At 50.2% G+C, this 14,626-nt stretch carries 12 protein-coding genes; 7 read left to right on the top strand and 5 right to left on the bottom strand.

Annotated elements, in window-relative coordinates; all coding sequences use genetic code 11:
• The first annotated feature begins 10 nt into the window (after positions 1-10).
• Complete coding sequence (yfcE, locus tag ACJHYW_RS04300) at positions 11-562, top strand: phosphodiesterase (RefSeq protein WP_000772452.1); 552 nt, start codon at positions 11-13, stop codon at positions 560-562.
• Positions 563-619: 57 nt separating this feature from the next.
• Positions 620-1,162, top strand: coding sequence for an NUDIX hydrolase YfcD (gene yfcD / locus ACJHYW_RS04295; protein WP_000437935.1), 543 nt, complete (start codon positions 620-622; stop codon positions 1,160-1,162).
• A 32-nt stretch (positions 1,163-1,194) separates the two neighbouring features.
• On the opposite strand, the gene yfcC is transcribed toward yfcD, so the two are convergent.
• The 3 genes from yfcC to ackA form a co-directional block, all read right to left on the bottom strand.
• Complete coding sequence (gene yfcC / locus ACJHYW_RS04290) at positions 1,195-2,715, bottom strand: putative basic amino acid antiporter YfcC (RefSeq protein ID WP_001274493.1); 1,521 nt, start codon at positions 2,713-2,715, stop codon at positions 1,195-1,197.
• A gap of 189 nt (positions 2,716-2,904) precedes the next feature.
• Complete coding sequence (pta, locus tag ACJHYW_RS04285; protein WP_000086732.1) at positions 2,905-5,049, bottom strand: phosphate acetyltransferase; 2,145 nt, start codon at positions 5,047-5,049, stop codon at positions 2,905-2,907.
• A gap of 74 nt (positions 5,050-5,123) precedes the next feature.
• A complete protein-coding gene (gene ackA, locus ACJHYW_RS04280; protein WP_000095707.1) occupies positions 5,124-6,326 on the bottom strand; it encodes an acetate kinase in 1,203 nt (400 codons plus the stop codon).
• A gap of 337 nt (positions 6,327-6,663) precedes the next feature.
• On the opposite strand from ackA, the gene yfbV reads away from it, so the two are divergent.
• The 4 genes from yfbV to ACJHYW_RS04260 all read left to right on the top strand — a co-directional run bounded on the left by yfbV (position 6,664) and on the right by ACJHYW_RS04260 (position 10,276).
• Positions 6,664-7,119, top strand: coding sequence for a terminus macrodomain insulation protein YfbV (gene yfbV / locus ACJHYW_RS04275; protein ID WP_000106627.1), 456 nt, complete (start codon positions 6,664-6,666; stop codon positions 7,117-7,119).
• An 82-nt stretch (positions 7,120-7,201) separates the two neighbouring features.
• Positions 7,202-7,696, top strand: a complete 495-nt coding sequence (locus ACJHYW_RS04270) for a YfbU family protein (protein ID WP_000426124.1) — start codon at positions 7,202-7,204, stop codon at positions 7,694-7,696.
• Between the two features lie 10 nt (positions 7,697-7,706).
• The gene (gene hxpA / locus ACJHYW_RS04265) at positions 7,707-8,357 is read left to right on the top strand and encodes a hexitol phosphatase HxpA (protein WP_001203401.1); all 651 of its coding nucleotides are present in this window, start codon (positions 7,707-7,709) and stop codon (positions 8,355-8,357) included.
• Positions 8,358-8,443: 86 nt separating this feature from the next.
• The gene (locus ACJHYW_RS04260) at positions 8,444-10,276 is read left to right on the top strand and encodes an SLC13 family permease (RefSeq protein ID WP_001012889.1); all 1,833 of its coding nucleotides are present in this window, start codon (positions 8,444-8,446) and stop codon (positions 10,274-10,276) included.
• A gap of 58 nt (positions 10,277-10,334) precedes the next feature.
• Here ACJHYW_RS04260 and yfbR read toward each other — a convergent pair whose 3' ends face one another.
• A complete protein-coding gene (gene yfbR, locus ACJHYW_RS04255) occupies positions 10,335-10,934 on the bottom strand; it encodes a 5'-deoxynucleotidase (RefSeq protein ID WP_000813851.1) in 600 nt (199 codons plus the stop codon).
• A gap of 83 nt (positions 10,935-11,017) precedes the next feature.
• Positions 11,018-12,235, bottom strand: coding sequence for an alanine transaminase AlaA (gene alaA / locus ACJHYW_RS04250; RefSeq protein ID WP_000074527.1), 1,218 nt, complete (start codon positions 12,233-12,235; stop codon positions 11,018-11,020).
• Between the two features lie 919 nt (positions 12,236-13,154).
• Here alaA and lrhA point away from each other — a divergent pair.
• The gene (gene lrhA, locus ACJHYW_RS04245; protein ID WP_000622290.1) at positions 13,155-14,093 is read left to right on the top strand and encodes a transcriptional regulator LrhA; all 939 of its coding nucleotides are present in this window, start codon (positions 13,155-13,157) and stop codon (positions 14,091-14,093) included.
• The last annotated feature ends 533 nt before the right edge of the window (positions 14,094-14,626 follow it).

Here is a 14,626-nt window from a genome sequence, read left to right as displayed (position 1 = left end):
GGAGTGAGTGATGAAACTGATGTTTGCATCGGACATTCATGGGTCGTTACCGGCGACGGAACGTGTTCTGGAGTTGTTTGCCCAAAGCGGTGCCCAGTGGCTGGTGATCCTTGGCGACGTGTTGAATCACGGCCCGCGTAATGCTTTACCGGAGGGTTACGCGCCAGCCAAAGTCGCTGAACGGCTTAATGAAGTGGCACATAAGGTTATCGCTGTGCGCGGCAACTGCGACAGCGAAGTGGATCAAATGCTGCTGCATTTCCCGATAACCGCGCCGTGGCAACAGGTATTACTGGAAAAACAACGTCTGTTTTTGACGCATGGTCATCTTTTTGGCCCGGAAAACCTACCTGCTTTAAACCAGAACGATGTGCTGGTGTACGGTCATACCCATCTGCCAGTGGCAGAACAGCGGGGGGAGATTTTCCACTTCAACCCCGGCTCGGTGAGTATTCCTAAAGGCGGTAATCCGGCGAGTTATGGCATGCTGGATAATGACGTACTTAGTGTAATCGCACTCAATGATCAAAGTATCATTGCGCAGGTCGCGATTAATCCGTAATTTACCCACAACTCAAAATGCGCCGTAAGAGCGCCAGAAAAAGAAGGTTTCCTGATAATGGAACAGCGTCGTTTGGCAAGTACTGAATGGGTGGATATTGTCAATGAAGAGAACGAAGTCATTGCACAAGCCAGCCGGGAACAAATGCGGGCACAGTGTCTGCGTCATCGTGCAACTTACATCGTCGTGCATGATGGCATGGGCAAAATTCTGGTCCAGCGTCGTACCGAGACAAAAGACTTTTTACCCGGCATGTTAGATGCGACCGCAGGCGGTGTGGTCCAGGCCGATGAGCAACTGCTGGAATCCGCGCGTCGCGAAGCGGAAGAAGAGTTGGGCATTGCCGGTGTCCCCTTTGCCGAGCACGGGCAGTTCTATTTCGAAGATAAAAATTGCCGTGTCTGGGGCGCGTTGTTCAGTTGCGTCTCTCACGGTCCCTTCGCCCTACAGGAAGATGAAGTCAGTGAAGTTTGCTGGCTGACGCCGGAAGAAATCACCGCACGCTGCGATGAGTTCACTCCAGACTCGCTGAAAGCGCTGGCGTTGTGGATGAAGCGCAATGCCAAAAATGAAGCCGTAGAAACTGAAACGGCAGAATGAAAAAAGAGCCGCAATTGCGGCTCTTAACATTTTTAGTGGTAACCCATCAACTGAGCGCCGATCACCACGACGCTGGACATAATAAACAGCAGTCCAAGCAGTGTCGCGCCCACCTTCAGCCAGTTACGGAAGTCCACCCGGCAAACACCGAGCGTTGCCATTAACGAAGCTGAGGTCGGGTAAATGATGTGGCTGAAGCCATCACCAAACTGGAACGCCAGCACGGTAACCTGACGGTTAACACCGACCAGATCGCCAAGCGGTGCCAGTAACGGCATGGTTAACGCCGCCTGACCAGAACCGGACGTCACGAAGAAATTAAATACTGCCTGGAAGAGCAACATAAACCAGGCCGCGACCGCGTTATCCAGACCGCTAATGGCATTGGCAATGCTGTTGAGGATGGTATTTAACACGCTGGCATCACCCGCTTCACCATTACCGACCAGCAGCAAAATCCCTTTGGCGAAACCCACCAGCAGGGCAGGGGCGATCATCATTCGCGCCCCTTCGGTAAAGGATGAAGCCATGGTATTAACCGTCATGCCGTTAAGGCGGAAAACGACGCCGATGATGCCAATCACCAGACCCATGGTGAAGAACTGGCTGGCAATTTCTGGAATAAACCAGGCATTAACGATCACGCCCCAAATCACCCAGACCATTACGGCGGTCAGGACAATCAATACCAGCCAGTCACCAAAGGTAAACGGACGTTGTTCAACATCCGCCTGCTTTTCACGAAAGAAGCGGTCGGACTCATGCACGCGTGACAGAAGAGGATTCTTTTTCACTCGTGAGGCGTACACCATGGTAAAGATCAGGCCAATCAGAGTGGCGATAACCCATACCACGATGCGCAACCCGGAGCCAGAAAGCACCGGAACGCCGGCAATCCCCTGAGCAACGACCACACAAAACGGGTTCATCCACGAACTGGCAAAACCGATTTGCGTGGCAATATAAGTCACCAGGACGGTGGTAATACTGTCATAGCCCAGCCGGACCATTAGCGGTGCGATGATAATGGCAAAGGCGACGGCCTCTTCCCCCATACCAAATACCGCACCGCCAAGTGAAAACAGAATAAACAGCGCAGGAATAAAGAGAATTTCATTCCCGCGAGTATGGCGAATAAGCGCCAGGATACCGTTATCAATGGTTCCTGTACGCATCACAATGCCAAACGCGCCGCCAATCACCAGCATAAACATGATGATGCCAACGGCTGTCCCGTATTTCGATCCTGAGGTTAACCCTTCAAACGGGAAGTTCATCAGACCCGGGCGTTCATCGCCCGTCGTGAACAGTTGTACGCGGTGATACTCAGGTTCGCCTGCTTCGTTAGTCAGAATGCGGAATGAGTGTGGATCTACGACTTTGCGTGTTTTTGTTTGACCATCAACCTGATACTGCACTTCCTGACTGTCAAACATGCCCACCGGAACTACCCAGGTGGCAAGGCTGGTTAAAATGGCAACAAAAAAGATAATCACCAACGTATCGGGCATTGCCCATCTTCTTGTTGGTTTAGATTCAGTGATTGCGGACATAGCGCAAATATTCCCTTGCACAAAACAAAGTGGTAAGTATGCAAAGTGAGATGGCGCAATTCATTGATGCAGCGCAGTTAAGCAAGATAATCAGAAAGGATTAATGCAAATTAAGAGAATAAAAAACCGGAAATAGTGACTATTTCCGGTTCAGATATCCGCAGCGCAAAGCTGCGGATGATGACGAGATTACTGCTGCTGTGCAGACTGAATCGCAGTCAGCGCGATGGTGTAGACGATATCGTCAACCAGTGCGCCACGGGACAGGTCGTTAACCGGTTTGCGCATACCTTGCAGCATCGGCCCGATGGAGATCAGATCGGCAGAACGCTGTACCGCTTTGTAGGTGGTGTTACCGGTGTTCAGATCCGGGAAGATGAACACGGTAGCGCGACCTGCAACCGGAGAGTTCGGTGCTTTGGATTTCGCAACGTCAGCCATTACCGCAGCGTCGTACTGCAGCGGACCGTCGATCATCAGATCAGGACGTTTTTCCTGCGCCAGACGAGTTGCTTCGCGAACTTTTTCTACGTCGCTACCAGCACCAGAAGTACCGGTGGAGTAGGAGAGCATAGCAACGCGCGGTTCGATACCGAAGGCCGCAGCGGAATCAGCGGACTGAATCGCGATTTCTGCCAGCTGTTCTGCAGTCGGATCCGGGTTGATCGCACAGTCACCGTAAACGTAAACCTGTTCCGGCAACAGCATGAAGAACACGGAAGATACCAGGGAGCTGCCCGGTGCAGTTTTGATCAGCTGCAGCGGCGGACGGATGGTGTTTGCGGTGGTGTGAACAGCACCGGAAACCAGACCATCAACTTCATCTTGTTCCAGCATCAGCGTACCGAGAACCACGTTGTCTTCCAGCTGTTCGCGGGCAACGGTTTCGGTCATGCCTTTGTTCTTACGCAGTTCGACCAGACGACCAACATAGTTTTCGCGAACCACTTCTGGATCAACGATTTCAATGCCTGCACCCAGTTCTACACCCTGAGAGGCTGCAACACGGTTGATCTCTGCCGGATTACCCAGCAGTACGCAAGTTGCGATACCACGTTCAGCACAGATAGCGGCTGCTTTAACGGTACGCGGTTCGTCACCTTCCGGCAGAACGATACGTTTGCCCGCTTTGCGCGCAAGTTCAGTCAGCTGATAACGGAACGCTGGCGGAGACAGACGACGGCTGCGCTCAGAAGTGGCAGTCAGAGAATCGATCCAGTCAGCGTTGATGTAGTTAGCCACGTATTCCTGAACTTTCTCGATACGCTCATGATCGTCAACCGGAACTTCCAGGTTGAAGCTCTGCAGGCTCAGAGAGGTCTGCCAGGTGTTGGTGTTCACCATAAATACCGGCAGGCCAGTAGCGAAAGCACGTTCGCACAGTTTAGAAATGCGCGCGTCCATTTCGTAGCCGCCAGTCAGCAGCAGGGCACCGATTTCTACGCCGTTCATGGCAGCCAGGCAAGCGGCAACCAGCACGTCAGGGCGGTCTGCGGAAGTCACCAGCAGAGAACCGGCACGGAAGTGCTCCAGCATGTGCGGAATGCTGCGTGCGCAGAAAGTGACGGATTTAACGCGGCGAGTATTGATGTCGCCTTCGTTGATGATGGTCGCATTCAGGTGGCGAGCCATATCGATCGCACGAGTCGCGATCAGGTCAAAGCTCCACGGCACAGCGCCGAGAACCGGCAGCGGGCTGGATTCTTGCAGCTTCGCCGGATCAACGTTGTTCACTTTTGCTTTGGTGGAGTCGTCAAAAATCTCGGACAGATCCGGACGGGTACGACCCTGCTCATCAACCGGAGCGTTCAGTTTGTTAACGATAACGCCGGTAATATTGGTGTTTTTTGCACCGCCGAAGCTGTTGCGAGTCAGTTCGATACGCTCTTTCAACTGTTCCGGAGTATCAGTGCCCTGAGACATAACGAAGACGATTTCCGCATTCAGCGTTTTAGCGATTTCGTAGTTCAGAGACTGGGCAAACTGGTGTTTACGTGTCGGGACCAGACCTTCAACCAGAACGACTTCAGCGTCTTTGGTGTTAGCGTGGTAGTTCGCGACGATCTCTTCCATCAGCACATCTTTCTGATTGCTGGAAAGCAGACCTTCAACGTAGCTCATTTTCAGCGGTTCAGCGGCCGTCGTGGTGGAAGAGTTCGCACGCACGATAGTCGTAGTCTGATCGGGCGCATCGCCACCGGTACGCGGCTGAGCGATAGGTTTGAAAACGCTCAGACGAACGCCTTTGCGTTCCATTGCACGGATCACGCCAAGGCTGACGCTGGTCAGACCGACGCTGGTTCCGGTAGGGATCAGCATAATAATACGGGACACGGTTTATCCTCTTTCGTTACCGCCGATTTGGCGGGTTACAAAACAGCACCGCCAGCTGAGCTGGCGGTGTGAAATCAGGCAGTCAGGCGGCTCGCGTCTTGCGCGATAACCAGTTCTTCGTTGGTTGGGATAACCACCGCAGGACGGGTACCTTCTTTGTTGATGAAACCAGATTTGCCGAAACGTGCAGCCAGGTTGCGTTCATGATCAACTTCAAAGCCCAGCACGCCCAGTTTGCCCAGAGACAGTTCACGAACCATCGCGGCATTTTCACCGATACCACCGGTGAATACAACAGCGTCCAGACGACCATCCATCAGCGCAGTGTAGGCACCGATGTATTTCGCCAGGCGGTGGCAGTAAACGTCCATTGCGCGCTTCGCGTCTTCTTTCGTCGCGTAGTTGTCTTCAACATAGCGGCAGTCGCTGGTCACTTCGGTCAGACCCAGCAGGCCAGACTCTTTGGTCAGCAGTTTGTTGATTGCGTCAACGCTCATGCCCAGGGTGTCGTGCAGGTGGAAGATGATCGCCGGATCGATATCACCAGAACGGGTACCCATGACCAGACCTTCCAGCGGGGTCAGGCCCATAGAGGTGTCAACGCATTTACCGTTGCGGATAGCAGAAACGGAACCACCGTTGCCCAGGTGGCAGGTGATGATGTTCAGTTCTTCTACCGGTTTGTTCAGCATTTTTGCCGCTTCCTGGGTTACATAGAAGTGGCTGGTGCCGTGCGCGCCGTAACGACGGATGCCGTGCTCTTTGTACAGGTTGTACGGCAGGGCGTAGAGGTAAGACTCTTCCGGCATAGTCTGGTGGAACGCGGTGTCAAATACAGCAACGTTTTTGTCTTTCAGCTGTGGGAAAGATTTCAGAGCTTCTTCGATACCGATCAGGTGAGCCGGGTTGTGCAGCGGTGCAAAAGAAGCTGCATCTTTGATACCCTGAATAACAGACTCATCGATCACTACGGAGCTGGTATACTTTTCGCCGCCGTGTACGATACGGTGACCGATAGCAGTCAGCTGCGCAGACAGTTCTGGTTTTTGTGCCAGAATAGTATTAACGATAAAGTTGAGCGCTTCGCTGTGAGCGGCGCCTGCACCTAAAGCCGCTTCCTGTTTATTGCCGTCCATTTTCCATTTGATACGTGCTTCGGGCAGGTGGAAACATTCGGCTAAACCAGAAAGGTACTCTTCACCATTTACTGCATCGATGATTGCAAATTTCAGTGAAGAACTACCGCAGTTCAGAACCAGTACTAACTTACTCGACATGGAAGTACCTATAATTGATACGTGGCTAAAAAAACGTCAGGGAGCCATAGAGCGTAGCGCATGATGACACCGACATTTATGATTAACATCATGCACTGCAAATTTTTTTTGCATGATGGAAGAAATATCTTGAGTCTATGCCATTTTGCGTAATTTTCAGCCAATGGCATAATGTATATGAATTTGACGACTCAATGAATATGTACTACTTAGGCCTTCAGGCTGCTAAAGGATACCTGATAGTGGGTATGGAAGACAAAATGTTTTGAACGTTGTCCCGCTGAGTTGTGAATTTGCACAAATTTTTGAATCTTTATATGTGAAGTTGAGGTGAAGCATGTCAACGCCGGATAATCGTTCTGTTAATTTTTTTAGCTTGTTTCGCCGGGGACAGCATTACTCAAAGACGTGGCCGCTGGAAAAACGCCTTGCCCCAGTCTTTGTCGAAAATCGCGTTATCAAGATGACGCGTTATGCGATCCGTTTTATGCCGCCGATCGCCGTATTTACTCTCTGCTGGCAGATTGCCCTGGGCGGTCAGCTTGGGCCGGCAGTTGCCACTGCGCTGTTCGCCTTAAGTTTACCCATGCAGGGATTGTGGTGGCTGGGCAAGCGTTCTGTAACGCCATTACCCCCTGCTATCCTCAACTGGTTTTATGAAGTTCGCGGTAAATTACAGGAGTCTGGACAGGTGTTGGCACCCGTTGAAGGCAAGCCTGATTACCAGGCATTAGCTGACACGCTTAAGCGCGCCTTCAAACAACTGGATAAAACTTTCCTTGATGATTTGTAATTGACCCCTGATTACGCATATAAAAGAAGGCATACTCAGCCTTCTTTTTTTTCACCGTAGTAGAGTGATACAGGAGTCAACAATGGAAATGACCAACGCGCAACGTCTTATTTTGTCTAACCAGTACAAGATGATGACTATGCTCGATCCGGCAAATGCTGAACGTTACCGTCGCCTGCAAACAATCATTGAACGTGGTTATGGATTACAGATGCGTGAACTGGATCGCGAGTTTGGCGAGCTGAAAGAAGAAACCTGCCGCACTATCATCGACATTATGGAGATGTATCATGCGTTGCATGTTTCCTGGTCTAATTTGCAGGACCAGCAATCCATCGATGAACGTCGTGTCACCTTCCTCGGCTTTGACGCCGCCACTGAAGCACGTTACCTCGGTTATGTCCGCTTTATGGTTAATGTGGAAGGGCGCTATACCCATTTTGACGCCGGAACTCACGGTTTTAACGCCCAGACGCCAATGTGGGAAAAATATCAGCGCATGCTTAATGTGTGGCATGCCTGCCCGCGTCAGTACCATTTGAGCGCCAACGAAATTAATCAAATTATCAACGCCTGAGGAGGCCCGCGTGCGGTGCAAAGGTTTTCTGTTTGATCTTGATGGAACGCTGGTGGATTCCCTGCCTGCGGTAGAGCGGGCGTGGAGCAACTGGGCCAGACGTCATGGGTTAGCGCCGGAAGAGGTGCTGGCTTTCATTCACGGTAAACAGGCGATCACCTCTCTGCGCCATTTTATGGCGGGCAAATCCGAGGCTGATATTGCCGCCGAGTTTACGCGTCTGGAGCAAATCGAGGCCACGGAAACCGAGGGTATTACCGCGCTTCCGGGGGCAATCGCCTTACTCAATCATTTGAATAAAGCAGGTATTCCGTGGGCCATTGTGACTTCTGGCTCCATGCCGGTAGCGCGAGCGCGCCATAAATTAGCTGGGCTTCCCGCGCCAGAGGTGTTTGTGACCGCTGAGCGAGTGAAGCGCGGAAAACCAGAACCTGATGCGTATCTGCTAGGCGCGCAACTGCTGGGGCTTGCGCCGCAGGAGTGTGTAGTGGTGGAAGATGCTCCCGCTGGCGTGCTTTCTGGCCTGGCGGCGGGGTGTCATGTCATTGCGGTTAACGCTCCGGCAGATACCCCGCGCCTGAATGAGGTCGATTTGGTCCTCCACAGTCTGGAGCAAATTACTGTGACCAAACAGCCAAATGGCGATGTTATTATTCAGTGAAACACCTGATCATGATTTAGCCCCGTCTCGTCGGGGCTTTTTTATGGCAGAATCAAGTCATCCCCCTCAATTAACAAGGATAAGTTGTGAACGGTGAATTGATTTGGGTTCTTTCATTACTGGCCGTTGCCATCGTCTTGTTTGCGACGGGCAGAGTGCGTATGGATGCGGTCGCTTTGTTTGTTATTGTCGCGTTTGCATTAAGCGGAACGCTGACGGTCCCCGAAGTATTTTCCGGCTTTTCCGATCCTAACGTTGTCCTGATTGCCGCCTTGTTCATTATTGGCGATGGTTTGGTCCGTACCGGTGTTGCCACTGTAATGGGGACATGGCTGGTCAAAGTGGCGGGCAACAGTGAAATCAAAATGTTGGTTTTGTTGATGCTGACCGTCGCGGGGCTTGGCGCGTTTATGAGTTCAACCGGCGTTGTCGCTATCTTTATTCCCGTGGTGTTAAGCGTTGCCATGCGTATGCAAACTTCGCCGTCGCGCCTGATGATGCCGTTGAGTTTTGCCGGGCTGATTAGCGGCATGATGACGCTGGTGGCGACACCGCCGAACCTGGTAGTCAACAGTGAATTGCTGCGTGAAGGCTATCACGGCTTCAGTTTCTTTAGCGTAACACCTATTGGCCTGGTCGTGCTGGTGCTGGGTATTTTGTATATGTTAGTGATGCGTTTCATGCTGAAAGGGGATACCCAGACCCCGCAGCGCGAAGGCTGGACGCGTCGAACCTTTCGCGATCTTATCCGTGAATATCGACTGACCGGGCGTGCGCGTCGTCTGGCTATTCGCCCCGGTTCGCCAATGATTGGTCAACGGCTGGACGATCTCAAATTACGTGAGCGTTATGGCGCTAACGTCATCGGTGTTGAACGCTGGCGGCGTTTTCGTCGCGTTATCGTGAACGTTAATGGGGTTTCTGAATTTCGCGCGCGTGACGTTTTGCTTATTGATATGTCTGCGGCTGATGTCGATCTCCGACAATTTTGTAGTGAGCAGTTGCTGGAGCCGATGGTACTGCGCGGCGAGTATTTTTCTGACCAGGCACTTGATGTGGGCATGGCAGAGATTTCATTAATTCCTGAGTCTGAACTTATTGGTAAATCGGTGCGCGAAATTGGTTTTCGTACCCGCTACGGACTGAATGTGGTGGGGCTAAAGCGCAATGGCGAGGCGATGGAAGGTTCGCTGGCGGATGAGCCTCTGCTGCTGGGCGATATCATCCTGGTTGTGGGTAACTGGAAACTGATCGGTATGCTGGCAAAACAGGGGCGTGACTTTGTGGCGCTGAACTTACCAGAAGAAGTGAGTGAAGCATCGCCAGCACACAGCCAGGCACCTCATGCCATTTTTTGCCTGGTGCTAATGGTGGCGTTAATGCTAACCGATGAAATCCCTAATCCTGTTGCCGCTATCATCGCCTGCCTGCTGATGGGGAAATTCCGCTGTATCGATGCTGAAAGCGCCTATAAATCCATTCACTGGCCGAGCATTATTTTGATCGTTGGGATGATGCCATTTGCTGTGGCATTACAGAAAACGGGAGGTGTCGCGCTGGCGGTGAAAGGGCTGATGGACATTGGCGGCGGTTATGGGCCACATATGATGCTGGGGTGTTTGTTTGTCTTGTCGGCGGTTATTGGGCTATTTATTTCTAATACCGCGACGGCGGTGTTGATGGCTCCGATTGCGCTGGCTGCTGCCAAAACGATGGGTGTGTCGCCTTACCCATTCGCGATGGTCGTGGCGATGGCAGCATCCGCCGCTTTTATGACACCGGTTTCTTCACCGGTTAACACACTGGTTTTAGGTCCGGGAAATTACAGCTTCAGTGACTTTGTGAAGTTGGGGGTACCGTTCACCATTATCGTGATGGCGGTTTGTGTGGTGATGATCCCGATGCTGTTTCCGTTTTGACAAGAGGCTGATGTCGCATCCGGCGCTTATTGCCTGATGCGACGCAGACTCCGGCTGCTTACAGCGGTGAATCCTGGCTAATCTCATCGAGCGAAAGATGGAAGCTGGGAACAAAGACTTCCATGAAGTAGTCCATCTCCTGGCTGCGACGCGCTTCAAGCGTCGCTTCCAGTCGCGTTTTTGCCAGCAAGAATTCATTATTTCCCGCCGCGAGTTCCTCCAGACATTTCAGATATGCACACAGTGCATCCGCCTGTTTCACCAGCGATTTTTCTTCATCGCTATATGCATGCTCGTCAATTAACGGCGCAAAGATATCCCGCAGCTCTTCCGGAACCATATCGACCAGTTTTTGCTGAGCGATTTTTTCAATAGCCTTGTATTCCTGAGCGATTTGCGCATTGAAGTATTTCACCGGGGTAGGGAGATCGCCGGTGAGCACTTCTGAGGCATCGTGGTACATCGCCAGTAAAGCGATACGTTCGGCGTTGACATTACCGCCAAATTTCCGATTTTTGATAGCTGCCAGCGCATGGGCGACCATCGCTACCTGCAAACTGTGTTCGGACACATTTTCCGTCCGCACGTTGCGCATTAGCGGCCAGCGGTTAATGAGTTTCAGGCGGGAGAGATGGGCAAAAAAATGGCTCTGTTTCATAGTGACCTTACGTATGATGACATCATCAGGTCATTGTGGCGGGATAACACTGCCGGATGCAATCTCCGGCAGTGAAATTAAGATTACAGCTGATGATAACCAGAAAGGAAACGCGCGAACTTACTCAAAGACAGCTCGATATCATCGACACGCGGTAGCGTGACAATGCGGAAGTGATCCGGCCACGGCCAGTTGAATGCCGTCCCTTGCACCAACAGAACTTTTTCCTGCAACAGGAAATCCAGCACCATTTTCTGATCGTCGTGAATATTAAAGCGTTTGGCGTCGATTTTCGGGAACATGTACAGCGCACCACGAGGTTTCACGCAGGAAACGCCCGGAATATCATTGATCAATTCCCATGCGCGGTTACGCTGCTCATAAAGACGACCGCCAGGGGTAATAAATTCACTGATGCTCTGATAACCGCCCAGCGCGGTCTGAATGGCGTGTTGCGCAGGAACGTTAGCACACAGGCGCATTGAAGCCAGCATTTCCAGACCTTCGATGTAGCCTTTGGCGTGTTTTTTCGGCCCGTTCAACACCATCCACCCCTGACGGAAGCCTGCAACGCGGTATGTTTTCGACAGGCCGTTAAAGGTAATGGTCAGCAGGTCAGGTGCCAACGGCGCAATTGAGTGATGCTCAGCGTCGTCGTAGAGAATTTTGTCATAAATTTCATCGGCGAAGATAATGAGATTATGCTGACGTGCAATCTCCACTATCTCCATTAAAAGCTCTTTGGAATATACCGCGCCGGTTGGATTATTTGGGTTGATAATAACGATCCCACGCGTACGAGGCGTAATTTTAGCGCGAATATCATCAAGGTCCGGGAACCAGTCAGAGGATTCATCGCAAAGATAATGCACCGCTTTACCGCTGGAGAGCGAAACCGCCGCGGTCCATAGTGGGTAATCAGGTGCAGGAACCAACATTTCGTCCCCGCTGTTCAGCAATGCCTGCATTGCCTGAACGATAAGCTCCGATACACCATTGCCGATGTAAATATCTTCCACGGTAACATCACGCATGCCACGAGCCTGGTAGTGCTGCATGATGGCTTTACGCGCGGAGTAAAGCCCTTTGGAATCGCAATACCCTTGAGCGGTAGGCAGGTTGCGAATCACGTCAACGAGGATTTCATCTGGCGCGTCAAAACCGAACGGGGCAGGGTTGCCGATGTTCAGTTTCAGTACCTTGTTACCTTCTTCTTCCAGGCGTTTTGCTTCTTTCAGCACCGGACCACGGATGTCGTAACAGACATTCTCTAATTTGCTGGATTTTTCAATGGGGGACATGAATCTTGACCTTTTTTGCTGTTATCGCCACTCCCTGCCGTGGAAGTCAGCTTAGAACAATGTACTCCCCCAGGACGGCGTTTTGAAGGTCTGCAGAATAAGATTTTGCCAGAGTGGAAGGCTTGATTGTGCTGTTAATAACTTAATAATGGCAAAATAATGAGGTGTATATGCTTAATAATTAATGTTATGTAGTGAATTGTTCTGATTCTTAATTGTGAGTGTGGTTTTTTTATCTGTAAGATAATTGTTTGAAAATGCCTCGTTTAAGAATTCACTAATGAATCGTGATGATGATATTTCCGCATTACGGAGAGTTTAACAGCGTGATGATTTCCGATGTGTCGTAATGGGTGCAAGGTGTGAAACTATTGTTAAGCGGGATTAATGTATGAGGATGATGCTAATTAATTATTATTTAATATTCAAAAAGGTTTTGTTGTGCTTATTAATAATAGAAGATTACTTTGCCTAACATAACATAACTTTGCATCAGATAATTCGCAATGACCCTTATAAATAAAAGGGTTTTGGGGTAAAATGCTCGCATAAATGACGGATCCCTGCTCTTGATGCCGCCTCACCATTGCTGTTTGTACGTGTTCGCGTATGACCAGCGATGCTGCACGAGAGTGGAACAAGGACTCACATTTACATTTATACAAACACGCGCATGTCATAAATACAAAAGAGTGAGTAACTTAATAGATATGCGATTCCTGAAGATATATTCTGTGATCTACTTCAGGCATTATAACGGAACAATGTGAGTCGCTTTTTTAGTGCAACTCATATGCATTTTTACTTTCGTCCGGGTTCCGGATGAAACTGCCAGGGAGGCACATTACAAATGGAATTGCTTGTTTGTGTGTGCACAGCATTAACCAGCTCAGTATGAGCCGCCAGTAAGTGATAATATATGATAAGTGCAAATCGTCCGATAATTAACCTCGACCTCGATCTGCTGAGAACATTTGTTGCTGTTGCCGATCTGAACACTTTTGCTGCCGCAGCTGCCGCTGTGTGTCGTACTCAGTCCGCCGTAAGTCAGCAAATGCAGCGTCTGGAACAACTCGTTGGGAAAGAACTGTTCGCTCGTCACGGTCGCAACAAACTGTTAACTGAACATGGCATTCAACTTCTTGGTTACGCCAGAAAAATTCTGCGTTTTAATGATGAGGCCTGCTCATCATTAATGTTCAGTAATCTTCAGGGCGTGTTAACTATCGGTGCTTCAGATGAATCTGCCGATACGATCTTACCTTTCCTGTTAAATCGCGTGAGTTCGGTTTATCCGAAACTAGCGCTGGATGTCCGCGTTAAACGTAATGCCTATATGGCAGAAATGCTGGAATCCCAGGAAGTGGATTTGATGGTAACCACCCATCGTCCTTCAACGTTTAAGGCATTGAACCTGCGTACCTCGCCAACACACTGGTACTGCGCAGCGGAATACGTATTGCAAAAAGGCGAGCCGATCCCTCTTGTATTGCTGGATGATCCTAGCCCGTTTCGCGATATGGTGCTGGCGACGCTTAATAAAGCAGATATTCCCTGGCGACTGGCTTATGTCGCCTCGACGCTTCCGGCCGTTCGTGCGGCAGTGAAAGCCGGTCTTGGCGTGACGGCAAGGCCGGTCGAGATGATGAGTCCGGACCTGCGTGTCCTAAGTGGTGTAGATGGCTTACCGCCGCTACCCGATACCGAATATTTGCTGTGCTATGACCCGTCCAGTAATAATGAGCTGGCCCAGGTGATCTATCAGGCGATGGAGAGCTACCATAATCCGTGGCAATACAGCCCAATGTCTGCTCCGGAAGGAGATGACTCATTGTTAATTGAAAGGGATATCGAGTAATCGACGGACGATAGATAATTCCTGGAACAATAGTGTAAAAACGAGCCGCTGGAGGGATTTTAAACCCCAGCGGCTTTTTTTTAGTAAAAAGCCTTCCTCGTATCGTGCAGAACGCACAAAACTGTTCATTTTTCAATCACCAGAGATTCACGTCCTGAACGCACAAATAATCGCCTGAAAAAAATCACCTGCTACAATGATGTTAAAAAATACGTAAATTTGTTGCTGCGTTTTTGTTATGGAATGACAAAAGCGTGTCACAGATCAAGAAAATACTCTCTTTTGGGGGGAGGAATCGACACAAATTCCTGTCAAAATAGACCCGTATTTTTTCCATTGCTTCACAACGGACACGATTCAACAACATCTAATTATCCTGGAGTCGTCAAGGATCTGGGGTGAAAGGGCATTAAATGCTAATGGTGTTGATATTATGTAAACTAATGTGAAGAAACTTTTGTTAAAGTTGACAAAAGGTTATAAAAAGGAGTAAAAGACCACATCAATTAGCTGTATAAAAGAATTTCTACAGT

Origin of the sequence: Escherichia sp. WS3063 (genome assembly GCF_046486595.1) — a bacterium.
Classification (GTDB): Bacteria; Pseudomonadota; Gammaproteobacteria; order Enterobacterales; family Enterobacteriaceae; genus Escherichia; species Escherichia coli.
This window is presented reverse-complemented; position numbering and strand designations above follow the sequence as displayed.